The following is a 25001-nucleotide window of genomic DNA, read 5'->3' on the forward strand; positions in this document are numbered from 1 at the left end:
GGATGCACATGCGGCTCAAGCCGGGCACGTCCTGGCGGGAGACCTACGAGCAGTGTTGCTCGGTGGCTCCCGAAGCCTTCCACGACGACCGGGTGCTGAACCACTGGGGCGGCATCTGGCACCGCGACGGGCGCCCCGTGCCGGCGTTCTCACCCCTGGACGGAACCGCCATCGCCGGCCTGCCCCGGCTGGACCGGGCGGGCGCGGGCCGCGCGGTGGCGGGCGCGGTCGAGGAGCACAACCGCTGGCGCTACCTGCCGCTCGCCGAGCGCAAGGCGATGGTGTCGGCGGCGGTCGAGTCCATGGCTGCGCACCGCGACCTGCTGGCCCTGCTGCTGGTCTGGGAGATCGGCAAGCCGTGGAAGACGGCCCGCGCCGACGTGGACCGGTGCCTCGACGGCGTGCGCTGGTACGTCGGCGAGATCGACCGCATGGTCGAGGGCCGGGTGCCGCTGCCCGGCCCGGTCAGCAACATCGCCAGCTGGAACTATCCGATGAGCGTGCTCATGCACGCCATGCTGATCCAGGCGCTGGCCGGCAACGCGGTGATCGCCAAGACGCCCACCGACGGCGGATTGTGCTGCCTCACCCTGGCCTGCGCCCTGGCCGTCCGGGAAGGGCTGCCGTTCACGCTGGTGAGCGGGGGAGGGGCGGAACTGTCGCCGGTGCTGGTGGCCGGGCGCTCGCTCGGGTGCGTGTCGTTCGTCGGCGGCAGGGATGCCGGGGCGAAGGTGGTCACCTCGCTGGCCGACCTCGGCCGCCGGCACGTGCTGGAACAGGAGGGGCTCAACTGCTGGGGCGTGTGGGAGTACGGCGACTGGGACCTGCTCACGAGGCAGATCAGGGCGTCCTTCGACTACGCCAAGCAGCGCTGCACCGCCTACCCGCGCTTCGTCGTGCAGCGCTCGCTCTTCCCCGAGTTCCTGGCCGCCTACCTCCAGGCGGTCGGCTCGCTGCGCTTCGGGCATCCGCTGGCCGTGGCCGATCCCGATGATCCGCTGCCGGAGCTGGACTTCGGGCCGCTGGTCAACGCCTCGAAGGCCAAGGAACTGGCCGACCAGGTGGACGAGGCGGTGGCCAGGGGCGGCGTGCCGATCCACCGGGCGTCCCTAGAATCCGGACACTTCCTCCCCGGTCAGGATATTTCCGCTTACTTTGCGCCGACCGCGCTGCTCAACCCGCCGCCCTCCTCACCCCTCCACCACGCCGAGCCGTTCGGCCCGGTCGACACGATCGTGCTGGTGGACACGGAGGCGGAGCTGCTGGCCGCGATGAACGCCAGCAACGGCGCCCTGGTGGCCACCCTGTCCTGCGAGCGGGAGGAGACCTTCGGCCGGCTCGCGCCCGAGATCCGCGCGTTCAAGGTGGGCCACAACAGGCCGCGCTCACGCGGGGACAGGGAGGAGCTCTTCGGCGGGCTCGGCGCGTCGTGGCGCGGCGCGTTCGTCGGCGGCGACCTGCTCGTCCGCGCCGCCACCAGCGGCCAGGACGGCGAGGCCGAGCGCCTGCCGGGCAACTTCCCGCACTACACGCTGCTGCCGTGACCCAGGTGGGCTCATAGGCAGGCTGACGGGCTCAGAAGGCCCCGAAGCGGGTCGCCGCGAGCAGGACGAGAAACGTCAGCATGGCGACCCGCAACAGCTTGCCGCCCACCCCCAGCGACGGCCACGACAGGTAGGCCAGCCACCCGATGAACGCGAGCACCGGCAGCACGGCCACCCCGCCCAGCGGATTGGCCACGGCGAACCCCACCAGCAGCAGGACCACCAGGAGGACCGGCGCCACCCACCGGGGCACCTGGGTGAACAGGAACGTCATCGGCACGGCGCTGCGCCGCTCCACCGCCGCGCGCAGGCCGGTCGCGCCGGGCGTGAAGAACTGCTCGCCCTGCGGGATGGGACGCTTGCCGCCGCGCTTGTTCTGAGGGGCCACGTTTAGAGCCTACGGGAGATCGGGCGACCTGGGGGGTGAGCGCCTTTAGGCTGGTCGGGTGCTCGCCGTGATCCGATACACCGTTCCAGAGTCCCAGTCGCAGGACTTCGTCAAGCAGGGCCACACGATTCTCGACACGTTCGCCGACCAGCCCGGCTACCTCCGGGGCCGGCTGGCGCGTTCGGTGGACGAGCCCAACCTGTGGGCGCTGGTGTCGGAATGGGAGGGCGCGGGCTTCTACCGAAGAGCGCTTTCCGCGTCCAGGATGGTGATGTATCCGCTGATGATCCTCATGGTCCACGAACCCAGCGCGTACGAGGACGTCTACCTCAGGGACGGGGCGTAGCCCTACTCGCGCGCGAGAGCGGCGCCCGTCCCCTAAGCTGGGATCTCACCGATTTCCCTCGCCGACCTCCAGCCGGAAAGAGAACCAACCAAAATGGCACGACGCACCGACGTCATGGACACCATCGTCAGCCTCGCCAAGCGCCGCGGGCTCGTCTACCCGTCGAGCGAGATCTACGGCGGACTGCGCGCGTCGTGGGACTACGGTCCTCTGGGCGTCGAGCTGAAGAACAACGTCAAGCGGCAGTGGTGGCTGTCGATGGTCCAGTCGCGCGACGACGTGGTGGGCCTCGACTCCTGCGTCATCCTGGCCCCCGAGGTGTGGCGGGCCAGCGGTCACGTCGAGACCTTCACCGACCCGCTGACGGAGTGCCTGTCCTGCCACAAGCGCTTCCGCGCCGACCACCTCGTCGAGGCCTACGAGGAGAAGAACGGCAAGGAGCCCGAGGGCGGCCTGGCCGGCATCACCTGCCCCAACTGCGGCAACAAGGGCACCTTCACCGAGCCCCGGCAGTTCAGCGGCCTGCTCAAGACCTACCTCGGCCCGATCGAGGACGAGTCGGGCCTGGCCTACCTGCGGCCCGAGACCGCACAGGGCATCTTCATCAACTACCTCAACGTGCAGCAGTCGGCGCGCAGGAAGATCCCGTTCGGCATCGGCCAGGTCGGCAAGTCGTTCCGCAACGAGATCACGCCGGGCAACTTCATCTTCCGCACCCGCGAGTTCGAGCAGATGGAGATGGAGTTCTTCGTCAAGCCCGGCACCGACGAGGAGTGGCACCAGTACTGGATCGACGAGCGCTTCCGCTGGTACTCCGACCTGGGCATCAACAAGGACAACCTGCGCCTTTACGAGCACCCCAAGGAGAAGCTCTCCCACTACTCCAAGCGCACGGTCGACGTCGAATACCGGTTCAACTTCACCGGCTCGGAGTGGGGCGAGCTCGAAGGCATCGCCAACCGCACCGACTTCGACCTGACCGCCCACTCCAAGGCGTCGGGCACCGACCTCAGCTTCTTCGAGCAGGACACGGGCGAGCGTTACGTCCCCTACGTCATCGAGCCGGCCGCCGGTGTCGACCGCGCCACGCTGACGTTCCTGCTCGACGCCTACAGCGAGGACGAGGCGCCCAACGCCAAGGGCGTGCTGGAGAAGCGCACGGTCATGCGGCTCGACCACCGGCTCGCGCCGGTCAAGGCCGCGGTCCTGCCGCTGTCGCGCAACGCCGACCTCTCGCCGAAGGCCCGCGACCTGGCCGCGCAGCTGCGCCGCAGGTGGAACGTGGAGTTCGACGACGCGGGCGCGATCGGCCGCCGCTACCGCCGCCAGGACGAGATCGGCACGCCGTTCTGCATCACGGTCGACTTCGACACCCTTGAGGACCACGCGGTGACCATCCGCGAGCGCGACTCGATGGCCCAGGAGCGCATCTCCATCGACGGCGTCGACGCCTACCTCCGCCAGCACCTCAACGACTGACCGCCGCTCGACCTGACGGGCCGCCCGCCGACTTCCCGGCGAGCGGCCCGTTCGCGTGTCCGGGCAAGCTCGAACGTACTCGGGGCCAAGTCGTCAAATGTTTGACCGGATGTGGCCGTCATGATTGACAAGCCCCCGGCATACGCGGACATTGCGGGCATCCTTTGCGGCAATTCGGGGGCTGATTACTTCGGAGGCGCGATGAAGCGCGCACTGATCATGTTCGCCGGCATGCTTCTGTTACTCGGCTCGTTCACCATCCCGCCCGCCTCGGCGGTGCCGAGACCGCCCCAGAGCGGGCCCGACGGCGTCTTCGTCTACAGCGGTGAGCTCACCGCCGACCAACTGGCCAAGCTGGTCGCCGCGGGCGTGGACCGCGAGGAGATGCGGATCGTCAAACGGGCGGACGGCAAGGTCACCGTCGAGGTGATCCTGGCCGCCGCGCTGGCCGACTTTCTCGCCGGCCAGGGCGTCACCCTGCGCGCCCAGAACACCGCCGCCCGCCGGGCGTTGCAGGCGGACGGGGTCTTCAAGCGTTACGCGGGCGCCGGCGGCATCCGCGAGGAGATCATCGCGGCGGCGAACGCCAAGCCGGGCATCGCCAAGGTCGTCAACCTAGGCAACAGCCTCAACGGCACGCCGATCACCGCGATCAAGGTGACCAAGAACGCCAGGACCCTCGGCGACGGCAAGCGCCCGGCCATGCTGTACTCGGCCGCGCAGCACGCGCGCGAGTGGATCACGCCCGAGATGGTGCGGCGGCTGCTGCACCACTACCTCAACGGCTACGGCGCCGACGCCGAGCTGACCAAGCTGATCAACACCACCGAGCTGTGGTTCCTGCCGGTCGCCAACCCCGACGGCTACGACCACACCTTCACCCCCGGCAACCGCCTGTGGCGCAAGAACCTGCGCGACAACGACGGCGACGGCCAGCTCACCAGCGCCGACGGCGTGGACCTCAACCGCAACTTCGCCTACAAGTGGCGCTACGACGACGAGGGCTCCTCCAGCCTCGGCTCCAGCCAGACCTACCGCGGCGCCGCCGCCCAGTCGGAGCCCGAGACCGTGGCGCTGGACAATCTGGCCAAGCGGGTGCACTTCACGTACCTGCTGAACTACCACTCGGCCGCCATGCTGCTCCTGTACGGGGTCGGCTGGCAGCAGGCCACCCCGTCGCCCGACGACCTGATCTTCGAGGCCATGCTGGGCGACGACGCCAACCCCGCGGTCCAGGGCTACGACCCCGACATCGGCGCCGAGCTCTACACCACCAACGGCGAGCTCGACGGGCACATGACGAACGTACGGAAGGTCATGTCCATCACGCCCGAGATGTCCACCTGTGAGGACGCCGTCGAGCGCGACCAGAACGACGAATGGACGCTGGCGGACTGCGCGGGCGGCCAGGGCTTCACCTTCCCCGACAGCGAGGCGCTCATCCAGGACGAGTTCCTGCGCAACGTCCCGCTGGCGCTGGCCGCCGCGAAGTCCGTGCACACGCCGGACAAGCCGGTCTCCGTGGTCGGACGCACCGTGCCCGACTTCCAGCCGGACTCCTTCGCCGTCTCGTACGGCGACCCGCAACCGGTGGCCGTCACCGCGCGCCGCTCGCTGCGGGACAAGGTGCTGCGCTACCGCATCAACGGCGGCCCCACGCGGGTCAAGCCGCTGAGCGAGTGGAAGGGCGGCGAGCGTTACGGCGACGAGAACGACCTGTACTTCGCCGAGTACCGCGCCACCGTGAGCGGCGCGAGAGCGGGTGACCGGGTCGAGGTCTGGTTCCAGGGCGTCAAGCCCGGTGCCGGGGTCGTCTCCAGCGCGCACTTCACCTACCGGCTGGCCAAGAAGTCGTCGGCCAAGGTGCTGGTGCTGGCCAACGAGGACTACACCGGCTTCAACCCGGACTATCCGCCCACCGTGACGGCGCCCAAGTACTCCACCACGTACAAGCAGGCCCTCCAGGCCGCCGGGTACGCCTCCGAGACCTGGGACGTGGACGCCCAGGGCGTGCCGCACCACCTCGGCGTGCTGTCGCACTTCAAGGGCGTGGTGTGGGAGCTGGGGGACAACCGGCTGTCCATGGACCAGCAGGACGTGGTCACGGTGACCCCGCTCGGCGACCTGCCGGACGCCGACGTCAAGCGCTCGCAGCAGGACCTGACCATCGCCGTCCGCGACTACCTGAACGAAGGAGGCAAGCTCCTCTACACCGGCGAGACCGCCGGGTACTACGGCATCCTGGACACCATCGTCGGCGGCATCTACTACGGCATCGACGGCAATCCGGACGGCGACTGCGTGGTCACCACCATCCAGGGGCTGTTCGACGAGTGCCTGCTGCTGGCCGACGACTTCACCCAGTACTACATGGGCCTGGCCGGACGGCTGCCGCGGTCCGCCCCGAGCGGCTTCACCGGCACGGGCCCGCTGGCCGGGATCAGCGGCACGTTCGGCGGACCGGCCACGGTGGACAACCCGGTGGACGAGGCGGGCGTGCTGTTCCCCATGGGGACGGACTTCCCGAGGTTCACCGGCACCCCGGCCGCCGACTACGCGCTCGGCGCCCCGGGACCGTTCGACCCCGTCGAGGGCGCCTGGTACATGGCCGGGCCGCACGCCGACGACTCGTACATGCGGCTGACCAGGACGATCGACCTGGGCTCCGTGACGGCGGCGCAGCAGCCGCGGCTGGCCTTCCAGCTCTCCTTCGACACCGAGCCGGGCTACGACAACCTCATCGTCGAGGCCCACACGGTCGGCCAGGGGAACTGGACCACGCTGCCCGACCTCAACGGCGGCACCGACACCGGCGTCCCGTCCGAGTGCGAGGCGGGCTTCTACCTGGACGAGCATCCGTGGCTGGAGCACTACCTGACCCGCGGCAACCCCTGTCAGCCGACCGGGAGCAGCGGGTCGTGGAACCGGTTCACCGGTGACTCGGGCGGCTGGCAGCAGGTGGCGTTCGACCTGGCCGCCTACGCCGGGCAAGAGGTCGAGGTGTCGATCAGCTACGTGACCGACCCCGCAACCGGCGGCGTGGGCGCGTTCGTGGACGACACCCGGCTCACCACGTCCGGCGGCACGACCCAGGCCGAGGGCTTCGAGACCGGGCTCGGGCCGTGGACGACCCCCGGACCTCCGGCGGGCAGCCCGACCGGCGGCGGCGACTTCGTCCGCGCCTCCGCCGACCGGACGGCGGCCGTGACCACCAAGGACACGGTCCTGCTCGGCTTCGGGCTGGAGCAACTCGGCAGCGACGCGGCGCGTAGCGCGTCCCTGCGGAAGATCCTGCGCTACCTGATCGGCTGATCACCACACGGGACGGCCACCTCCTGCGCAGGGGGTGGCCGTCCTGCTCTTTCAGGCGAGGTGCTGCCCGAACCAGTCCAGGACCCGCTCGTACGCCTGCGCCGCCGCCCCCGCGTCGTAGCGCTGCCCGGTGTCGTTGAAGAACGCGTGCCCCACGCCGGGGAAGGTCACCAGCTCGTGCGTGAGCCCCGCCTTGGTCAGCGCGGCCTCGGCGGCGTCCCTGGAGGCGTTCACCCGGTCGTCCTGCTCGGCGTAGACCCCGAGCACGGCCGCCTTCGTGCCGGTCATGTCCGCGCCGTCCGGCAGCGGGCCGTAGAAGGGCACGGCGGCGGCCAGGCGGGGCTCGGCGGACGACAGCAGCAGCCAGGTCATCCCCCCGCCGAAGCAGAAGCCCGTCATGCCGAGCTTCGCCCCGTCCGCGCGCCGGCCCAGCTCGCCCACCGCCGCCTTCATGTCGGCCACGAACCGCTCGTCGGTGATCTCGCCGAGCTTGGCCGTGGCCGCCGCGGTGTCGCTGAACGTGGCCGTGCCGCCCTCGCGGGAGAGCAGGTCGAGGGCGAGGGCGGAGTAGCCGCTCGCGGCCAGGCGGCCCGCGACCGAGCGGATGTGGTCGGTGAGCCCGCGGTTCTCGTGGATCACCAGCACCGCGCCCTTGGGCTCCCTCGCGGCGGCCCAGGCGGCCTGCAGCGTCGTCCCCTCGGGCCCGGCGAACGTGATCGGCTCCGTCGGCAGCGGTTCGGGCCCCGCCGGGCTCGCCGTGGTGGCCGGGGCGGCGGGGGTGGTGGCGGGAGAGGTGGCCGGGGCGGCGCCGTCAGGGGACGCGCCGCAGGCCGTGAGGAGGGCCGTGGCGGCGGGCAGTCCCAGACCGAGCAGGGCGAGCCGCCGTAGCGCCTCGCGGCGGGGGATCAGGCCGTCCACGTGGTCGTGGGCCACCTCTTCTGCGAGATAGCGCTGGATGGGCGTCATGCCGGAGGTCTAACGCCTTTCACCGAAAAATCGTGTAAAGGCGGCGGTTACGCGGGTTTTCGCGGTTTCTTGATGACATTCGTCCTAAGCCGATACGAGGGACGAGGAATCCATGCGTACATCACGTTTCGCTCTGGTGGTTCTCGCGGCCGTCGCGTTGCTCATGACGTCGTTCACGACGGGGAGCGCCGCGTTCGCCGATCCGGAGCCGACCGCTCTGGAACTGCGGGTCGTCGTGGACGACTGCCACTACGGAAGCCTGCGGCCATGACGGACCAGGCGCTGCTCGAACGGGCCCTGTTCGAGGTCAAGCGGGTGATCGTGGGCCAGGACCACATGGTCGAGCGGCTGCTCGTGGCGGTGCTGGCCAAGGGGCACTGCCTGCTCGAAGGCGTGCCGGGGATCGCGAAGACCCTGGCCGCCGAGACCATGGCCACCGTGGTCGGGGGGACGTTCGCCCGCATCCAGTTCACGCCGGACCTGGTGCCGTCCGACATCGTCGGCACCCGGATCTACCGGCCCTCCACCGAGTCGTTCGACGTCGAGCTCGGCCCGGTCATGGTCAACCTGGTGCTCGCCGACGAGATCAACCGGGCGCCCGCGAAGGTGCAGTCCGCGCTGCTGGAGATCATGGCCGAGCACCAGGTCAGCATCGGCGGCGTCACGCACCGGGTGCCCGATCCGTTCCTGGTGCTGGCCACCCAGAACCCGATCGAGTCGGAGGGCGTCTACCACCTGCCCGAGGCGCAGCGGGACCGCTTCCTGATGAAGATCGACGTGGACCATCCCAGCGAATCGGAGGAGCTGGCGATCGTCTACCGCATGAGCGTGGACCCGCCCGTGCCGCAGAACATCCTCGGCCCGGCGCAGGTCGTCGCGTTGCAGCGCCGGGCCGAGGAGGTCTTCGTGCACCACGCGGTCGCCGAGTACGCCGTCCGCCTCGTCTACGCCACCCGCGACCCCGGCCGCTACGGCGTCCAGGACGTGGACCGGCTGCTGGCCTTCGGGGCCAGCCCCAGGGCCACGCTCGGCCTGCTCGCCGCCGGTCGGGCGCTGGCGCTCATGCGCGGGCGCGAGTACGTGCTGCCCGAGGACGTCCGCGACCTCGCCCACGACGTGATGGCACACCGGCTCGTGCTCTCCTTCGACGCCCTGGCCGACGGGGTCGTGCCCCGGCAGATCGTGGACCGCGTGCTCGCCGCAGTGCCGATGCCGGTCATCGCCCCGCAGCAGGAGGCCGTGGCGTGAAGCCGTACCTGATGGCCGAGCCCGCGCTGCGCCGGCTCGAACTCACGATCACGAGGAGACTCGATGGACTGCTCCAGGGCGAACACCTCGGCCTGGTGCCAGGTCCGGGCAGCGAGCCGGCCGAGTCGCGGCCCTACCGGCCGGGCGACGACGTGCGGCGGATGGACTGGAACGTCACCGCCCGCACGAACGAACCGCACGTCAGGGACCTGGTCGCCGACCGGGAGCTGGAGATTTGGGCCCTGCTCGACGCCACCGCCAGTATGGACTTCGGCACCGTGGCGATGGAGAAGCGGGAGCTCGCCCTGTCGGCCCTGGCCGCGATCGGCTTCCTCACCCAGCGGACCGGCAACCGGATCGGCGTCCACCTGCTGCACGGCGGCGGCGTCAGGACGCTGCCCGCCAGGACGGGCCGGCCGCACCTGATGGCGCTGCTCCAGGCGGCCTTCGCGCTGCCGCGCACCCAGCCGGGGGTGAGCGAGCCGCTGATCGGCGTGGCGGCAGACCAGCTCGGCCGGACGGCGCGCCGCCGCGGCCTCGTCGTCGTCCTTTCCGACTTCCTCGATCCGCCGCCGACCTGGGAGCAGCCGCTGCGCGCCCTCGCCGCCCGGCACCAGCTGCTGGCCGTGGAGGTGGTCGACCCGCGCGAGCTGAGCCTGCCCGACGTGGGCATCCTGACGCTCATAGACCCGGAGACGGGACGGCGGCGCGAGGTCGCCACCGGCAGCGCGCGGCTGCGGCGCAGGTACGCCGAGGCGGCGGCCGGGCAGCGCGACGCCGTCACCCAGGGGCTGCGCCGGGCCGGGGCCGCCCACCTGCGGCTGCGTACCGACCGGGACTGGGTGCGCGACCTGGCCCGGCACGTCATGCGGCAGCGCCGGCTGGCCGCGCTGGCGACGGGACCGGCCCGCCAGGGGCGGCCGCCGGAGGGCGGGGGTGACGCCGCGTGAGCCTCCTCGCGCCCCTGTGGCTCTTGCTGCTCGTCCCCGTGGCCCTGCTCGCCGTGACGTACGTGGTCATGGCGCTGCGCAACAGGACCTCCTACGCCGTCCGCTTCACCAACCTCGACCTGCTGGACAAGGTGGCGCCGCGGCGGCCCGGCTGGCGCAGGCACGTGCCCGCGGCCGCGCTGCTGCTGATGTTCGTCCTGCTCGTGGTGGGCTTCGCCCGGCCGACGGCCGAGGTGCGGGTGCCGCGTGAACGGGCGACGATCATGGTGGCGTTCGACGTCTCGGCCTCCATGGGGGCCACCGACGTCGCGCCCAACCGGTTCGAGGCGGCCAAGCAGGCGGCCAGGCAGTTCGTCCAGGGCCTGCCGGAGCGGTTCAACCTGGGCCTGGTGTCGTTCTCGGCGTCGGCCTCGGTCGCCGTGCCGCCCACCACGGACCGGCGTACGGTGCTGAGCGCGCTCGACCGGCTCGGCACCGGCTCCGGCACCGCCATCGGCGAGGCCGTCTTCTCCTCCCTCGACGCCATCGCCGCACTCGACTCGGAGGAGGAGGCGCCGCCCGCGCACATCGTGCTGCTGTCCGACGGCTCCAGCACGACCGGCCGCACGGTGTCCGACGCGGCGGCGCAGGCGTCCGCGCGCGGCGTCCCGGTCACCACCATCGCCTACGGAACGGCGGACGGCACCATCAGCCTGGGCGGCCAGGAGGTGCCGGTGCCGGTGGACGGGCCCGCGCTGCGCGACCTGGCCGACGCGGCCGGCGGCGGCTTCTACGAGGCGGCCAGCGGTGATGAGTTGCAGGCGGTCTACGAGGACATCGGCACGTCGGTCGGTTATCGCGTCGAGCGTCAGGAGGTCTGGCAGTGGTTCGTCGGAGCGGGGCTGATCTTCGCGCTCATCGCGGCGGTGACGTCGATGTTGTGGTTCTCGAGGCTGCCGTGATGGGCCTGGGCAGGCCCCACGGGCCCGACTTCCGGACCCCGTCGCCGGGCGCTCGCCGGGAATTGCCGGCCGACGCCTCACCGCCCGTCCTGCCGCCGCTGATCGGGCCGCCGCCGCGTCCCGTACCCGTCGCGTCCGGCCCGGGGACGGACGCCACGCGAGTCGTCCGGGAGTCGCCCAGAGGACGGCTGCTGGTGGCCGCCGGGCTGGTGGCGGCGCTCACCGGCGCGCTCGGCGGGGCGGCGGTCGCCACGGCGGGCGCCCGGCTGTTCGAAGGACCCGCGCCGGCTCCCGTCGCCGCCCTCCCGAGGGCGGCTCCCGCCCCGCCCGCCGGCCTGACCGGGCTGAGCGCGACGGCGGCCCGCGTGCTGCCGAGCGTCGTCTCCATCGAGACGCGGAACAGCGGTGGCTCCGGCTTCGCGGTGGACGAGCGCGGCCACATCCTCACCAACGCCCACGTGGTCAGAGGCAGCAGCCAGGTCACGGTGGTGCTCAGCGACGGCAGCCGGCTGTCCGCCCGCGTGGCCGGCACCGACTACGGCGAGGACCTGGCCGTGCTGGAGCTGGACGACCCGGGTCGGCTCACCCCCGCCACGCTCGGCAGGTCCGCGGACCTGTCCGTGGGGGAGCAGGTGCTCGCCATCGGCTCGCCCCTGGGCCTGTCGGGGACGGTCACCGCCGGCATCGTCAGCGCGCTGGACCGGGAGGTACGCCTGGGCGGCTCCTCCCGTACGGCCGTGCAGACCGACGCCTCCATCAACCCGGGCAACTCCGGCGGCCCGCTGGTGAACGGCCGGGGCGAGGTCGTGGGCGTGAACACCGCGATCGCGTCCGGCAGGGGCGGCGGCAACATCGGCATCGGGTTCGCCATCCCCATCGACCGGGCGGCGCCCATCGCGGACCGCATCATCCGAAACTAGGGTGCGAGACATGCGACTGCTGGTGGTGGAGGACGAGGAGGACCTGGTCGACGCGCTGCGCGTCGGCCTGGTCCGGGCCGGATACGCGGTGGACGTCTCCTACGACGCGCCCTCCGCGCACGAGAAGTTGCAGGTCAACACCTACGACCTTGTCCTGCTCGACCTCAACCTGCCGGGCGGCGACGGCTTCCAGCTCTGCCGGACCGTGCGCTCGGCGGGCCAGGGCGTGCGGATCATCATGATCACCGCCCGCGACCGCCTGGACGACCGGGTCCGCGGCCTCGACGAGGGCGCGGACGACTACCTGGTCAAGCCGTTCGCCTTCCCCGAACTGCTGGCCCGGGTGCGGGCCCTGCTGCGCAGGGACACCGGGGGCGGCACCTCCGTGCTGGAGGTCGGCGGGCTGCGGATCGACACGGCCAGGCTGGAGGTGTCGCTCGACGGCCGGTCGCTGGCGCTGACCCCGAAGGAGTACGGCGTGCTGCACTACCTGATGACCAGGCCGGGCCACGTCGTCTCCACCGAGGAACTGCTCGAACACGTCTGGGACGAGCACGCCGACCCGTTCACCAGCACCGTCCGCGTCACGGTCGGCAACCTGCGCCGCAAGCTGCAGGAAGAGGGCCTGATCGAGACCGTGATCAGCCGCGGTTACCGGCTGAAGGAGCCGTCGTGATCCACACCATCCGCTTCCGGATCACCGTGCTCTACTCGGGGCTGCTGTTCGTGCTGGCCGCGCTCGTGCTCGGCGGCATCTACTTCGCCGTGTCCAAGACCACCGACCAGCGGCCGGTCACCACCGAGTTCGCGAAGACGTACAGCGGCAACCAGTATCTCGGCAAGCGCGAGGTCGTCTTCGTCGAAGAGGTCGAGAACCAGGTCAACGTCCAGACCATGGCCACGCTGCGCGACTACTCCCTCTACACCCTGGCCGCCCTGTACGTGGCCAGCCTGGGCATCGGCTGGGTGCTGGCCGGGCGGGTGCTGCGGCCGGTCCGGTCGATCACCCGGACGACGGAGGAGATCCAGGCCACCGACCTGAAGCGGCGCATCGAGCTGGACGGCCCGCGCGACGAGCTGAAGGACCTGGCCGACACCATCGACACCATGCTCGACCGGCTGGAGGAGGCGTTCAGCGCGCAGCGCCAGCTCATCGACGACGCCTCCCACGAGCTGCGCAGCCCGCTGACCATCATCAGGGCCAACGTGGACGCCGTGCTGGCCGCCCCCGACGCCAGCGAGGAGGAGCGGATCAGGGCCGTGGCCATCGTGGACCGCGCGACCACCCGGATGACCCGGCTGGTCGAGGACCTGCTGGCCACCGCCAGGCGGCAGGGCACCGCGTTCGCCGACGCCGATCTCGACCTGGCCAGGGTGGTGGGGGAGGCGTGCGAGGAGTACGCCGCCCCCGCCGCGGCGCGCCGGATCGCGATCGTCCGCGACCTGGGCTCGGGGCTGGAGATGACCGGCGACGCCGACGCGCTGCGCCGCGCCGTGGCCAACCTGCTCTCCAACGCCGTACGCCTCTCACCGCCCGGCGGCACGATCAGGGCCTCGGCGGGCCGGGACGAGGGCTGGCTGTGGGCGGCGGTCGGCGACGACGGCCCCGGCCTGCGCGAGGCCGACCAGGCGCGGGTGTTCGACCGCTTCTGGCGCGGCGAGTCCAGCCGCCGGGACCGGCACACGGGCCTGGGCCTGGCCATCGTCCGCCAGATCGTGGAGTCGCACGGGGGCCGCGTGGCGGTGTTCTCGCGGCTGGGCCAGGGGTCCACGTTCGTGCTCTGGCTGCCTCCGCCGGGCGGCGTGCCCGGCACCCCGCCCGGCCACAACCCGCTCGCCGACCTGCTCCAGAACCCCTAGTCCGACCGGCGGCGGCACCACGCCCTGGTGAGCAGGAAGGCCGCCACCGGCAGCACGACCACCGCGATCCGCAGGCCGAGCACGACCAGCTCGTAGGTGTCAGGAGGGACCGTCAGCAGCGCGGGCGCGGCCGGCGGCGGCGCGGGGAAGCCGGGCGCCGAGCGCATCACCGGCGGCGGCGCCGAGACCCACGTGCCCGCCCAGAGCACGGCGAAGAACGTGATCACCGCGGCGCCCAGCGCCGTCCGCACGGGTGCCTGTGACGGCCGGTCGAGCAGGTGGTGCACGTCGCGGTCGCCGGTGAACCGGCGTTCCAGGAACGGGTAGAGCAGCAGCACGCCGAAGAAGACGGCCAGGACCAGCGGCGGGATCAAGAGCCCGAACTGCAGCACGTACCCGCCGACCGTGACCTCCCAGGCGGGGACGAGCCGCTGCGCCCCTTCCAGCACCCCGGCGTACCAGAACGGCTGCGCCGACGGCGGCAGGCCGCCCGGACGGTAGGCGCCGTGCTCCCACACCGGGTTGACCCGGACGAACGTGGCCAGCAGCGCGATGAAGCCGATCGTGAACAGCGCCGTCGCGCCGTTCTTGACCGCGAAGTAAGGGAAGAACGGCCCGCCGGTCACCGTCTTCTCGCCCGCCGCGGTGGCGCGCCGCTCGGTGTGCTTCTGCCGCCAGGTGAGGATGAGCGCGTGCAGCGGCACCACCGCCAGCAGGATGCCGGGCACGAGCAGCACGTGGGTGACGAACACGCGCGGGATGACCTGGCCGGGGAAGCCGCCGTCGAACGCGAACGCCGACAGGTACGTCCCCACCAGCGGGATCGACAGTAGCAGCCCCTCCGCCTGCCGCAGCCCCGTCATCGCGAGCTGGTCGGCGGGCAGCGAGACCCCCAGGAACGACTCGAACAGGGCCAGCCCGAACAGCAGCACCCCCAGCATCCAGGTCAGCTCGCGCGGTCTCCGGAACGCCCCGGTGAAGAAGACCCGGCACATGTGGGCCACGATCGCCAGCACGAACACCGTCGCCGCCCAGTGGTGCAACTGGCGCATCAGCAGCCCGCCGCGCACCTGCACGCTGATCTCCACGACCGACTCGTAGGCGACGTCGGGGTTCGGTTTGTAGAACAGCGTCAGGAACGTGCCGGTGAGGATGAGCAGCACGAACGAGTAGAGCGCCAGCTCACCCAGCAGGAACGACCAGTGGCTGGGGAAGAGTTTGCGCAGCTGCGGCCGTAACCAGCGGCCGAACGGCAGCCGGTCGTCGAGGTAACGCGCCGAACCGACCGCGGCCCTGGCGGAGCCGGTGAGCACGCGGGCCCGCCGCCCGGGCTTGGTAGGAGTGGCCATCAGGGCCTCCTGGTGGGGGTGTGATCCGATTCTGCACCCAGGGGCCGCCTTTCTCAAGAATTGGTTTAAACCAATTGGTCTAATCCAATTTCCCAGAGCTGGTCGTATAATTGGATTAGACCTTTCATGTGCCCTTCACCAGCGCAAACAGTGACCTAAGAGGGGAGTGCAGTTTCATCATCAATTCCCCCGGTAGAGTCCGGGACAGAGGCGTTTGATTGGAGCGTGTGGTGGCCAAGTACGTTTACGACTTCACCGAGGGCGACAGGAATCAGAAAGATCTGCTCGGCGGTAAGGGTGCGAACCTCGCCGAAATGACGAACCTCGGGCTGCCCGTTCCCCCTGGATTCACCATCACCAGCGAGGCCTGCCGCCGCTACCTTGCGGAAGGCTCCGTTCCTGAGGGGCTGGACCAGGAGGTCGCCGGGCATCTGGAGGCACTGGAAGCCCAGATGGGCAGGAAGCTCGGCCAGGCCGACGATCCGCTGCTGGTGAGCGTCCGCTCAGGGGCCAAGTTCTCCATGCCGGGGATGATGGAGACCGTGCTCAACATCGGGCTCAACGACGAGTCCGTGCACGGGCTGGCCAAGCAGGCGGGCGGCAACGACCGCTTCGCCTGGGACTCCTACCGCAGGCTCATCCAGATGTTCGGCAAGACCGTGCTCGGCATCGACGGCGACCTGTTCGAGCGGGCGCTCGACACGCTGAAGGGCCGCCGCCAGGACACCGACCTGGACGCGGGCGAGCTGCAGGGGCTCGTGGAGACGTACAAGGGGATCGTCCGCGAGCAGACCGGCAAGGACTTCCCGGCCGACCCGCGCGAGCAGATGCGCCTGGCCGTCATGGCCGTCTTCGACTCGTGGAACGCCCCGCGCGCCATCCTCTACCGCCGCCAGGAGCGCATCCCCGCCGACCTCGGCACCGCCGTGAACATCATGGCCATGGTCTTCGGCAACTACGGCAACGACTCCGGCACCGGCGTCGCCTTCACCCGCGACCCCGGCTCGGGGCAGCAGGGCATCTACGGCGACTACCTGCAGAACGCCCAGGGCGAGGACGTGGTGGCCGGGATCCGCAACACGATCCCGCTGGAGGGGCTGGAGCGCATCGACCGGCACTCGTACGACGAGCTGCTGCGGATCATGGAGATCCTGGAGAACCACTACCGCGACCTGTGCGACATCGAGTTCACCATCGAGCGCGGCAAGCTCTGGATGTTGCAGACACGGGTCGGCAAGCGCACCGCGGCGGCCGCCTTCTGCATCGCCACCCAGCTCGTCGACCAGGGCCTCATCACGATGGACGAGGCCGTCACCCGGGTCACCGGCGACCAGCTGGCCCAGCTCATGTTCCCCCGCTTCGACTCCGGCGCGCCCAAGAAGAAGATCGCCAAGGGCATGAACGCCTCCCCCGGCGCCGCCGTCGGCAAGGTCGTCTTCTCCTCCGAGCGCGCCGTGGAGCTGGCGGAGCAGGGTGAGGACGTCATCCTCGTCCGCCGCGAGACCAACCCCGACGACCTGTCCGGGATGATCGCCGCCAAAGGCGTCCTGACCAGCCGGGGCGGCAAGACCTCCCACGCCGCCGTGGTGGCGCGGGGGATGGGCAAGACGTGCGTGTGCGGGGCCGAGGAGCTGGAGGTGCACACCGACGAGCGCCGCTTCACCGCGCCCGGCGGCGTGACGGTCGCCGAGGGCGACGTCATCTCCATCGACGGGACGACCGGCGAGATCTACCTCGGCGAGGTGCCCGTGGTGGACTCGGCCGTGGTGGAGTACTTCGAGGGCGCCGCCGAGCCGGGTGACGACCTCGTCCGCGCGGTCGACCGCCTCATGCGGCACGCCGACGCGGCCCGCCGGCTCGGCATCAGGGCCAACGCCGACACCCCCGAGGACGCGGCCCGCGCCAGGCGCTTCGGCGGCGAGGGGATCGGGCTCTGCCGTACGGAGCACATGTTCCTCGGCGAGCGCCGCCAGCTGGTGGAGGACCTCGTGCTGGCCACCACGGACGAGGCCCGCCAGCAGGCCCTGGACGCCCTGGAGCCACTCCAGAAAGCCGACTTCATCGGCATATTTCAGGCTATGGAGGGCGCGCCCGTCACGATCCGCCTGATCGACCCGCCCCTGCACGAGTTCCTGCCCGACATCGTGGACCTGTCGATCAAGGCCGCCACCGACACCGCCACGGACAAGGACCGCAGGCTCCTGGCCGCGGTCAAGCGCCTGCACGAGCAGAACCCGATGCTCGGCCTGCGCGGCGTCCGCCTCGGCCTGGTCATCCCCGGCCTGTTCGCGATGCAGGTCAGGGCCATCGCCCAGGCCGCCAAGGAGGTGCCGGGAGCCAGGCCCGAGATCATGATCCCGCTGGTGGCCGCCGTACAGGAGCTGGAGGCGGTCCGCGAGGAGGCCGTCAGGATCCTCACGGAGGCCGGCGTGCAGGCCCTGGTCGGCACCATGATCGAGGTCCCCAGGGCGGCGCTCACCGCGGGCCAGATCGCGGAGGCGGCCGAGTTCTTCTCCTTCGGCACCAACGACCTGACCCAGATGGCGTGGGGCTTCTCCCGCGACGACGTCGAGTCGGCCTTCTTCTCCCGCTACCTCGACCTCGGCATCTTCGGCGTCTCCCCCTTCGAGTCCCTGGACGAGGAGGGCGTGGGCCGCCTGGTCAGGATCGCCGCGGAGGAGGGCCGGGCCGCCCGGCCCGACCTGCACCTGGGGATCTGCGGCGAGCACGGCGGCGACCCCGCCTCGATCCACTTCTGCCACGACGTGGGCCTCGACTACGTCTCGTGCAGCCCGTTCCGCATCCCGGTGGCCCGGCTGGAGGCCGGCCGCGCCGCCCTCACCGACACCGACTCCGACACCCGCTGACGTCACCGAAAGCGCCACCGCCCCCGCCGGGCGGTGGCGCGACCTCGGGGCGCCTGTTGACAGAGCCCCACAAACCCCATGAAACTCTCCCGAAACACGCGTGCACTCACGTGCCTGCGGTAAACGTTTACAGGAGAATCCGATGCCCTTACCCCGATGGATCGCCGCCACCGCGCTCACGGTCGTGGCCGCGCTCAGCCTGACGGCCGGGCCCGGTGAGACGGGCGTACGGGCGGAGGGCCGGATCACCACCGGCGCGGCCCCGTCGCCCGCCCTGGGCGAGGACATCGCCTACAACGTCTACCTCCCGGCCCGCTACGACCGGACCAAGGACCGCCACCCCGTGCTCTACCTGCTGCACGGCCGCGGCGACACCATGCAGGCGTGGACCCGCGTCAAGACGACGCTGGACGACATGATCCGCACCAAGCGCATTCCGCCGGTCATCGCCGTCATGCCGGACGCGCCGTGGAACGAGCGCGGCAACTGGTACGTCGACTCGCGCTACACCGGCGCCGACCTCCCCGGCCGCAAGGTGGAGACCGCCCTCACCAGGGACCTGGTCGCGCATGTGGACGCCACCTACCGGACGGCCCCCATCAGGCAGGCGCGCCTGGTCGGCGGCTACTCGATGGGCGGCGCGGGCGCGCTGCGGTTCGCGCTCGCCCACCAGGACCTGTTCGGCGCCGCCGCCGTGCTCAGCCCGGCCGTGTACGCGCCGCTGCCGCCGTCCGACTCCTCGGCCCGCGACTACGGCGCCTTCGGCGACGGCGCGGCGAAGTTCTCGGAAGAGGTCTACCGCGAGCTCAACTACCCGTCCCTGCTCCCCGACCTGGACGAGGACCTGCCCGTCCGGCTGTTCGTGGCGGTCGGCGACGACGAGTACGCCAACCCCGACCCCGCCGACGCCCGCCACGACCTCGACTTCGAGTCCGCCGCCCTCTACAACGCCGCCAGGCGCTCGCCCGCGATCTCCGCGCAGCTCCGTGTCCTGGACGGCGGCCACGACTGGACGGTCTGGACGCCCGCGTTCGAGCAGGCCATGGCCGAGCTGGGCCCCGGCCTCAGTGTCACGCCGCCGACCGGCCTGCCCGCCCCGCTGCACGGCACCCCGGCCGCCGACTGGGCCGGCGGGGTTGCCGCGCACGCAGACGGCTCCCTCACTCTCGGGTACGCCGCCGGCGGCCCGGTCGAGGGGCAGCCGCACGCCGGCCGCCTGGACGCCGTCCTGACCCGTACCGGCGGCTGGACCAGGCAGCTCGGCACGGCGGCGGACGAGCGCCTGTACGGCGTCACCGCCCTGCCCGACGGGGGTGTGCTCGCGGCCGGCTACACCAAGGGCGACCTGGACGGCCGGCATCCGGGCAACGCCGCGGACGACGCCTTCGTGGTCCGGCTGGACGCCGCGGGGGAGGTGCGCTGGCTCACCCAGTTCGGCGACCCGGCCGCGGCCGACCGCCTCTACGCGCTCAGCGCCGCTCCCGACGGGGGCGCGTACGTCGCCGGCTACACCAAGGGCTCGCTCGACGGCCCGAACGCCGGCGACAAGGACGCCGTCGTCGCCCGCCTCACCCCGGACGGCGCGCTGTCCTGGATCCGCCAGTACGGCGGCCCCGGCGAGGACAAGGCGACCGGCATCGCCGCCGACGCCCTTGTCGCCGGAGTGGGGACCGTCCACGTGACCGGCAGCGCCTCCGCCGCCCTGCCCGGCACGACCGCACTCGGCGGTCTGGACGGCTGGATCGCCGCCTACAGCACGGACGGCGCCAGGCAGTGGGCCACCACCGCCGGCGGTCCTGAGGACGACCGGCTGAACGCGGTCACCGTCACCACCGCCGGCCTGGCCGTCGCCACGGGCCTGTCGGGGGGCGACGCCCTCACCGTCGCCTACACCGGCAAGGGCGCGCGGCGCTGGCAGCACGTGCTGGCCACGCCGCAGGCCGACGAGGGCGCCGCCGTGACCCCGCTGCCTGGCGGGGAGGTGCGGGTCGTGGGCTACACGCGGGGCCGGGTCGGCGTGCAGGCGGGCGGCGCCGACGTCGTGGTACTGCGCCTGGACGGCAAGGGGGCCCAGCGCGCCGCCACCCAGCTCGGGACGGCCCGCGACGACGGCGTGGACCCGTTCGCCGAGCCCGACCTGTACGCCACCACCACCCCGTCCGGGCAGGTGGCCGTCACGGGCCTGACCTACGGGAGCCCGGCGGGCGGCACCGCGCCGGGCAACGGCGACGTCTTCCTGGCCGTCCTTTAGCCGACGTTCGCCGGCTCGTCGTCCCAGTCGGGCAGGGTGGTCGTCCCGGACACCCAGTCCCGCCGCAGGATCGCGTAACCGACGGAGTCGTACACCGGGCCGTCCGGCGACGGCCAGGCGTCCCGGTAGTGCGACTCCTTCACGTAGCCGCAGCGGCGGAACACGGCCCGCATGGCCCGGTTGTCCTGCCGCGTGTTGCCCTCGATCCGGGTGAACTCGGGGAACTGCTCGAACAGGTAGGCGGTCAGCCACTTCAACGCCGCCGCCCCGAGCCCCCGCCCCCGCCACTTGGCCCGGATCCGCAGGTCGAACATGGGCGTCCCGTCGGTCAGATCCTGCAACCGCACCAGCCCGGCCCGCTCACCGTCGGCGACCAGCCAGAAGGTGCGGTTGTCATCATCGTCGTAGACGCCGTCGGCGACCCGCCGCCGGATGGCCTCCTCCTCCTGGACGCCCGCATGGAAGGGCCACTCCTCCCCGGTCAGGAAGTCAACAAGAGCATCGGCCTCATCAGGGGAGAACCGTGAGAATTCAACGTTCACGCCCCCGATCGTCCAGAACACCACCACGCCAGGTCAAACTGTTTTACAGCCGACGATAATGACACGTCGAGGGCCGCAATCCTCGCCTGGAGGCACCCACAATCCGGATGCAAATGGTCCAACGATCATTCCGCTTGGGCGACCGATGGCGCTCCCGCGGCTCGGGCAGGCGCTCACGGACCGTGCGCACGTCATGACCGTGTGACCGTTGTCCCAGGGCGAGCTCGCGGGCCGCCGGGAGACGTTCCTCCACGCCATGTTCGCCGACCCGGCCCCGACTTCGTCGCCGGGGCCCTGATCGATCGCGGGCAGCAGTCCTTCAGGTACGACGACAGGCCCTTCGTCATGCCCGCGGACCGGCTGTGGGGCCCGCCGTCGTCTCAGGCTCAGGCGGTGGGGCCGGCCCATCACCGCCCCGGAGAGTGATGGGCCGGCCAAGGTCAGTTCACGGTGAGCGTGTGGCGGAGGCTGTTGAGGCCGGTCGCCGGTTCCCAGACGCCCTCGTTGGCGAGGTGGATCGCGTACTCCGGCCTGGACGGCAGTTGCGGGTCCGGGAGGTTGAGGAGCAGCGCGTACGTGCCGGCGGGCAGGGAGGCGGGCAGCGGCACCGTCTGCGTGATCGTGTTCGTGGCGCCGGCCTGCCACCTGCGCGGGTCGGCGGTGAGCGGGAAGCGGTGCAGGGCCGAGGTGGCGGTGTTGCGCAGCACCAGTTCCAGGCCGCGCGGGTTGAAGGGGGCCGCGTAGCCGTCATTCCGCAGGGTGATGCTGATCGGCAGGCCGCCGCCGCGGGTGGCGGTGCCGGGGTAGGTGCCGGTGGTCAGGGCGAGGCGGTAGCCGAGGCGGCGGGTGATCTCGGCCAGGCAGCCGCCGGTGTTCCAGCCGCCGAGCACGCCGGTGTGGTAGTCGGTGTTGAGGTAGGAGTAGTGGAAGCGGGACAGCTCGTCCATGGCGGTCGGGCAGTCGGAGCGGGGCGGGTTGGGGTTGCAGGTCTCGCCGCCCATGGCCACGTACGCGGTGTCGGAGCCGAGGTAGGGATATTCGACGGCCGGGTTCTCGTACGTGCCGTAGTCGTCCGGGCTGGCCAGGAAGCAGTCGTTGTGGTGCCCCAGCCGCGCCACGGCCGAGCCCCCGTACGCCTGACCCGAGGTCACCGGGCTGGTGGTGTACATCGTGCGCTTGAACTTCGGCGTGCGCAGCTGCACCATCCGGGTCGAGGGCAGGACGTTGAGGATCTTGTCCACCACGGCCTTCCTGTTGGCCCAGTCGGCCGCGGTCACCGTTCCGGCGTTGCCGAAGTTCTGGGTGTAGTACCACTCGCCCCAGGCCCCGATGAAGCCGGCCTGCATGAGGTAGATGACGTCCCTGTTGGCGCTCAGGTAGGGGGCGAGCTGGTCGAGGTGGGCCAGCACCCGCTCCTTCGAAGCGTCGGCGCCGTCGGTCGAGGTGGTGTAGGCGAAGCGCAGGATCATCTTCAGGCCCGCCGCCCGTACGGTGTCGAGCTGCTGCTGCAGTTGCTGCAGGGCGGCCGCGCTGATCGGGGTGGTCTTGAACTCGGCCAGGTAGAACACGCACATCACCAGGGAGATGTTCTGGCTGGTGCGGTAGCTCTGCAGGGTCGCCTGGGAGAAGTCGTTCTTGTCGCAGTCGCCGGTGTGGTGGTAGAGGCCGCGCTCGGGGTTGGCGAAGTCGGCGCTGGTGGGAGTGTAGGTGACGGTGCCGTTGCCGCCACCGCCTCCGCCGCTGTACACGTGCGTGAGCTTGGCGGACGTCTCCAGCGGCGACTCCACCTGGAAGACGAGGTCGGCGTCGTTCGGGGTGGCGCTCTCGCCGAGGCTCGCGCGCGGCACCGTCCACCTGGCCGTGCCGCCGGAGGCCGAGTGGGTGACCGCGCCCACGAGCGTCCAGCTCCAGCCGCCGCCATTGTGGCGATAGAGGGAACCGTTCTCCAGTAAGAAGTCGGCTCCGGCTCCGCCCTGGGCGAAGCCGGTCGCGGGGTTGCGGTCGGTGTCGACGTACGCGCGCGTGTAGGCGGGGCTGCCGGTGTAGCCGAACTGGTACGCCACCGTCGTGGCGGTGTCGGTGGCCGACGGGCCGGTGATGGCGGCCAGCGCGGGGGTCGGCGCGACGAGGACCGACGCGCACAGGAAGAGGAGGAGGGTGAGACTGCGTGCGAGCTTGGGCATGGCGCTCCTAGGCAGGCAGGCCGGCGAGGCGTTCGCGGATTGCTTGCGACTAATCATGGAGTCCATGCGAATTAAGTCAAGTCCCCGGTCAGCCTGCCCAGGTGGTGGAGTGGGGATGACCTTTAATAATCAGGGAGTCCCGAGTAATATTCGGCGGACGGGGTGACGGTCCTGAGCGCGTGCCCCGCGTGCCCGCCGCACGCGTCGACGATCACCGCCCCCGGCCGGGTCTGCCCGGCCCACGACTCCGGCGAGCCCGCCAGCACGAGCACCCGATCGTACGGCCCCCGCTCCGGGCATCCGCGCGCCTTCTCCCCGACGAACAGGTGCGGTCGCATCCCCGCCGCGGCCAGATTCCGGCCCGCCGCCTCCGCCACCACCGGATCGCTCTCGATGGAGGTGACGCCGCCCGCCTCGCCCGTCAGCCGGCACAGCAGCGCGGTCACCCAGCCGCTGCCCGTGCCGACCTCCATCACCCGCTGCCCGGGGCCGACGTCGAGCAGCTCCAGCAGGTCGGCCACGGCGCTGGGGGAGGGGTTGACGCAGGTGTAGGCGGTGCCGCCGCGCCCGGAGGCGAGCGGGGTGGCGATCGGGCTGCCCGAATAGACGGCGTCCCACCAGCCCGGCGGATCGGTGTCGCGGTCGATCGGCACCGCGCCGCCGTCGTCGTCGAGCGCCAGGCCCTGCGAGGGGACGAACCAGTGGCGCGGCACCTTCCGCAGCGCCTGCGCGATCGGGCCGGTGGCGGGGGCGCGGCGCTCGGCGATGGTCGCGATCATCGCCTCGACCCGCCAGGCGATGTGGGGCAGCATCGTCGAGCCCTGCCGGGTTCCGCCGTCATGCCTGCTCACAGCGCCTCCTTGGTCCGGGCGAATGCTAAGGGTGACCGTAAGGCCACTGATCGGAGTGTGGCAAGACGGTCGGGAAAAACTCTTGTCCAGGCGCCCTCGTGTGCGCGACTTTCCGTCCCATCCGCCGGGACGCCGCAGACTCGTCGCCCGGGTGATCGGTCATGAGGTGATCGGCCCGGCCGATCGGTCAGAGCTATCGGCGTGAGTGCTCGGCCGAGAGTGAACGGGCGTCGCGCGGGCGGGCGGTGATCGGGCAGGCTGGGCGCATGCCGGAAACGCCGCTCCCCGGAGGCTTCGTCAACGCCGTCGTCCGCGTCGGCGACACCGTCCGCCGCCGTCCCGCCGAGCGGGCCGCGTACGTGCACGAGGTGCTGCGCCTGTTCGAACGGAGCGGCTGGCGGGGGGCGCCGCGCTTCCTCGGCCTCGACGGTGAGGGGCGCGAGATCCTGGGCTACGTGGACGGGCACGTGGCGTGGGAGGAGGTCCAGCCGGACGGCGTCGGCTCGGACGAGAGCCTGGCCCGGGTGGCCGGCCTGGTCCGCGAGTTCCACGACCTGACCGCGGGCACCCCGCAGGCGGGCGACGGCGAGGTGGTCTGCCACAACGACCTGTCGCCGAAGAACACCGTCTACCGGGACGAGGGGGCGGGGCTGCGGCCGGTGGCGTTCATCGACTGGGACCTCGCCGGGCCGGGGCGGCGGATCCACGACGTGGCCCACGTGTGCTGGCAGTACGCCGGCCTCGGCCCCGGCGCGGAGCCGGGCGAGGCCGCGCGGCGGATGCGGGTGATCTGCGACGGCTACGGCCTGGCCGAGCGCGGTGAGGTCGTGCGGACCGTGCTGTGGTGGCAGGACCGGTGCCGGAACGGCATCGTCGCGGACGCGGCGGCCGGCCTGCCGCACGCCGTCAGGCTGGTCGCGGAGGGGGTCGTCGAGCACGTGGGCGCCGCCCGCGACTGGGTCGCCGCGCACCGCGCCGACCTCGACCGCGCCCTCCGCTGAGTC

Annotated in this window: 20 protein-coding genes; 14 read left to right on the forward strand and 6 right to left on the reverse strand. The window is 71.5% G+C overall.

The features are described 5' to 3' along the window. Positions 1–2: 2 nt before the first annotated feature. Positions 3–1544, forward strand: coding sequence for an aldehyde dehydrogenase family protein (locus tag B0I32_RS05775; protein ID WP_106235614.1), 1542 nt, complete (start codon positions 3–5; stop codon positions 1542–1544). 31 nt (positions 1545–1575) lie between these two features. On the opposite strand, the gene B0I32_RS05780 is transcribed toward B0I32_RS05775, so the two are convergent. Next, the gene (locus tag B0I32_RS05780) at positions 1576–1932 is read right to left on the reverse strand and encodes a DUF6703 family protein (RefSeq protein ID WP_106235615.1); all 357 of its coding nucleotides are present in this window, start codon (positions 1930–1932) and stop codon (positions 1576–1578) included. Positions 1933–1990: 58 nt separating this feature from the next. Here B0I32_RS05780 and B0I32_RS05785 point away from each other — a divergent pair, with 58 nt between their 5' ends. From B0I32_RS05785 to B0I32_RS05795, 3 genes are all read left to right on the forward strand, one after another. Then, positions 1991–2278 carry an antibiotic biosynthesis monooxygenase family protein gene (locus tag B0I32_RS05785; RefSeq protein ID WP_106235617.1) on the forward strand — a complete coding sequence of 96 codons (288 nt, stop codon included), beginning with the start codon at positions 1991–1993 and terminating at the stop codon, positions 2276–2278. A gap of 93 nt (positions 2279–2371) precedes the next feature. Then, complete coding sequence (locus tag B0I32_RS05790) at positions 2372–3757, forward strand: glycine--tRNA ligase (protein WP_181307045.1); 1386 nt, start codon at positions 2372–2374, stop codon at positions 3755–3757. 201 nt (positions 3758–3958) lie between these two features. Then, the gene (locus B0I32_RS05795; protein ID WP_106235620.1) at positions 3959–7069 is read left to right on the forward strand and encodes a M14 family metallopeptidase; all 3111 of its coding nucleotides are present in this window, start codon (positions 3959–3961) and stop codon (positions 7067–7069) included. A gap of 51 nt (positions 7070–7120) precedes the next feature. On the opposite strand, the gene B0I32_RS05800 is transcribed toward B0I32_RS05795, so the two are convergent. Then, positions 7121–8035, reverse strand: coding sequence for a dienelactone hydrolase family protein (locus B0I32_RS05800; protein WP_106235622.1), 915 nt, complete (start codon positions 8033–8035; stop codon positions 7121–7123). Between the two features lie 112 nt (positions 8036–8147). On the opposite strand from B0I32_RS05800, the gene B0I32_RS57460 reads away from it, so the two are divergent. The 7 genes from B0I32_RS57460 to B0I32_RS05830 are packed head-to-tail and all read left to right on the forward strand — an operon-like array spanning position 8148 to position 13954. After that, positions 8148–8306 carry a hypothetical protein gene (locus tag B0I32_RS57460; RefSeq protein ID WP_181307047.1) on the forward strand — a complete coding sequence of 53 codons (159 nt, stop codon included), beginning with the start codon at positions 8148–8150 and terminating at the stop codon, positions 8304–8306. Beyond that, positions 8303–9283: an AAA family ATPase gene (locus B0I32_RS05805; RefSeq protein WP_106235624.1), complete on the forward strand. Its 981-nt coding sequence runs from the start codon at positions 8303–8305 to the stop codon at positions 9281–9283. The genes B0I32_RS57460 and B0I32_RS05805 overlap by 4 nt, the downstream gene beginning before the upstream one ends. Before the next feature lie 11 nt (positions 9284–9294). Then, positions 9295–10233, forward strand: a complete 939-nt coding sequence (locus B0I32_RS05810) for a DUF58 domain-containing protein (RefSeq protein WP_106236071.1) — start codon at positions 9295–9297, stop codon at positions 10231–10233. Continuing rightward, complete coding sequence (locus B0I32_RS05815; protein WP_106235625.1) at positions 10230–11174, forward strand: VWA domain-containing protein; 945 nt, start codon at positions 10230–10232, stop codon at positions 11172–11174. Before B0I32_RS05810 ends, B0I32_RS05815 begins: the two co-directional genes overlap by 4 nt. Further along, positions 11174–12094, forward strand: coding sequence for a S1C family serine protease (locus B0I32_RS05820; RefSeq protein ID WP_106235627.1), 921 nt, complete (start codon positions 11174–11176; stop codon positions 12092–12094). Before B0I32_RS05815 ends, B0I32_RS05820 begins: the two co-directional genes overlap by 1 nt. Positions 12095–12104: 10 nt before the next feature. Beyond that, the gene (locus tag B0I32_RS05825) at positions 12105–12770 is read left to right on the forward strand and encodes a response regulator transcription factor (RefSeq protein ID WP_181307049.1); all 666 of its coding nucleotides are present in this window, start codon (positions 12105–12107) and stop codon (positions 12768–12770) included. Beyond that, complete coding sequence (locus B0I32_RS05830; RefSeq protein ID WP_106235628.1) at positions 12767–13954, forward strand: HAMP domain-containing sensor histidine kinase; 1188 nt, start codon at positions 12767–12769, stop codon at positions 13952–13954. The genes B0I32_RS05825 and B0I32_RS05830 overlap by 4 nt, the downstream gene beginning before the upstream one ends. Here the strand turns inward: B0I32_RS05830 and B0I32_RS05835 are convergent. Further along, positions 13951–15303: a cytochrome b gene (locus B0I32_RS05835; protein WP_106235630.1), complete on the reverse strand. Its 1353-nt coding sequence runs from the start codon at positions 15301–15303 to the stop codon at positions 13951–13953. The two genes, B0I32_RS05830 and B0I32_RS05835, sit on opposite strands and share 4 nt — an antisense overlap. Before the next feature lie 230 nt (positions 15304–15533). On the opposite strand from B0I32_RS05835, the gene ppdK reads away from it, so the two are divergent. Together ppdK and B0I32_RS05845 are read left to right on the forward strand one after the other, a co-directional pair. Next, positions 15534–18170, forward strand: a complete 2637-nt coding sequence (ppdK, locus tag B0I32_RS05840; RefSeq protein ID WP_106236074.1) for a pyruvate, phosphate dikinase — start codon at positions 15534–15536, stop codon at positions 18168–18170. Between the two features lie 142 nt (positions 18171–18312). After that, on the forward strand, positions 18313–20421 hold the full coding sequence (locus B0I32_RS05845) for an alpha/beta hydrolase-fold protein (protein ID WP_106235632.1): 2109 nt from the start codon (positions 18313–18315) through the stop codon (positions 20419–20421). Here the strand turns inward: B0I32_RS05845 and B0I32_RS05850 are convergent. The 3 genes from B0I32_RS05850 to B0I32_RS05860 form a co-directional block, all read right to left on the reverse strand. Then, a complete protein-coding gene (locus tag B0I32_RS05850; protein WP_106236075.1) occupies positions 20418–20963 on the reverse strand; it encodes a GNAT family N-acetyltransferase in 546 nt (181 codons plus the stop codon). The genes B0I32_RS05845 and B0I32_RS05850 overlap by 4 nt on opposite strands. A 440-nt stretch (positions 20964–21403) precedes the next feature. After that, positions 21404–23146 (reverse strand): DUF4832 domain-containing protein, encoded by a 1743-nt coding sequence (locus B0I32_RS05855; RefSeq protein ID WP_106235633.1) that lies wholly within the window; start codon positions 23144–23146, stop codon positions 21404–21406. Between the two features lie 122 nt (positions 23147–23268). Then, the gene (locus B0I32_RS05860; protein WP_106235635.1) at positions 23269–23997 is read right to left on the reverse strand and encodes a protein-L-isoaspartate O-methyltransferase family protein; all 729 of its coding nucleotides are present in this window, start codon (positions 23995–23997) and stop codon (positions 23269–23271) included. A gap of 266 nt (positions 23998–24263) precedes the next feature. Between B0I32_RS05860 and B0I32_RS05865 the strand changes: the two genes are divergently transcribed. Further along, on the forward strand, positions 24264–24998 hold the full coding sequence (locus B0I32_RS05865) for a phosphotransferase (RefSeq protein WP_106235637.1): 735 nt from the start codon (positions 24264–24266) through the stop codon (positions 24996–24998). The last annotated feature ends 3 nt before the right edge of the window (positions 24999–25001 follow it).

The organism is Nonomuraea fuscirosea, from assembly GCF_003001935.1.
GTDB lineage: Bacteria > Actinomycetota > Actinomycetes > Streptosporangiales > Streptosporangiaceae > Nonomuraea > Nonomuraea fuscirosea.

Excerpts from the sequence above, each read along its gene's own strand:
- B0I32_RS05865 (WP_106235637.1), top strand. The coding sequence starts at position 24,264 with ATGCCGGAAACGCCGCTCCCCGGAGGCTTCGTCAACGCCGTCGTCCGC.
- B0I32_RS05790 (WP_181307045.1), top strand. The coding sequence starts at position 2,372 with ATGGCACGACGCACCGACGTCATGGACACCATCGTCAGCCTCGCCAAG.
- B0I32_RS05855 (WP_106235633.1), bottom strand. The coding sequence starts at position 23,146 with ATGCCCAAGCTCGCACGCAGTCTCACCCTCCTCCTCTTCCTGTGCGCG.
- B0I32_RS57460 (WP_181307047.1), top strand. The coding sequence starts at position 8,148 with ATGCGTACATCACGTTTCGCTCTGGTGGTTCTCGCGGCCGTCGCGTTG.
- B0I32_RS05810 (WP_106236071.1), top strand. The coding sequence starts at position 9,295 with ATGGCCGAGCCCGCGCTGCGCCGGCTCGAACTCACGATCACGAGGAGA.
- B0I32_RS05820 (WP_106235627.1), top strand. The coding sequence starts at position 11,174 with ATGGGCCTGGGCAGGCCCCACGGGCCCGACTTCCGGACCCCGTCGCCG.
- B0I32_RS05775 (WP_106235614.1), top strand. The coding sequence starts at position 3 with ATGCACATGCGGCTCAAGCCGGGCACGTCCTGGCGGGAGACCTACGAG.
- B0I32_RS05795 (WP_106235620.1), top strand. The coding sequence starts at position 3,959 with ATGAAGCGCGCACTGATCATGTTCGCCGGCATGCTTCTGTTACTCGGC.
- B0I32_RS05845 (WP_106235632.1), top strand. The coding sequence starts at position 18,313 with ATGCCCTTACCCCGATGGATCGCCGCCACCGCGCTCACGGTCGTGGCC.
- B0I32_RS05805 (WP_106235624.1), top strand. The coding sequence starts at position 8,303 with ATGACGGACCAGGCGCTGCTCGAACGGGCCCTGTTCGAGGTCAAGCGG.
- B0I32_RS05825 (WP_181307049.1), top strand. The coding sequence starts at position 12,105 with ATGCGACTGCTGGTGGTGGAGGACGAGGAGGACCTGGTCGACGCGCTG.
- B0I32_RS05835 (WP_106235630.1), bottom strand. The coding sequence starts at position 15,303 with ATGGCCACTCCTACCAAGCCCGGGCGGCGGGCCCGCGTGCTCACCGGC.
- B0I32_RS05800 (WP_106235622.1), bottom strand. The coding sequence starts at position 8,035 with ATGACGCCCATCCAGCGCTATCTCGCAGAAGAGGTGGCCCACGACCAC.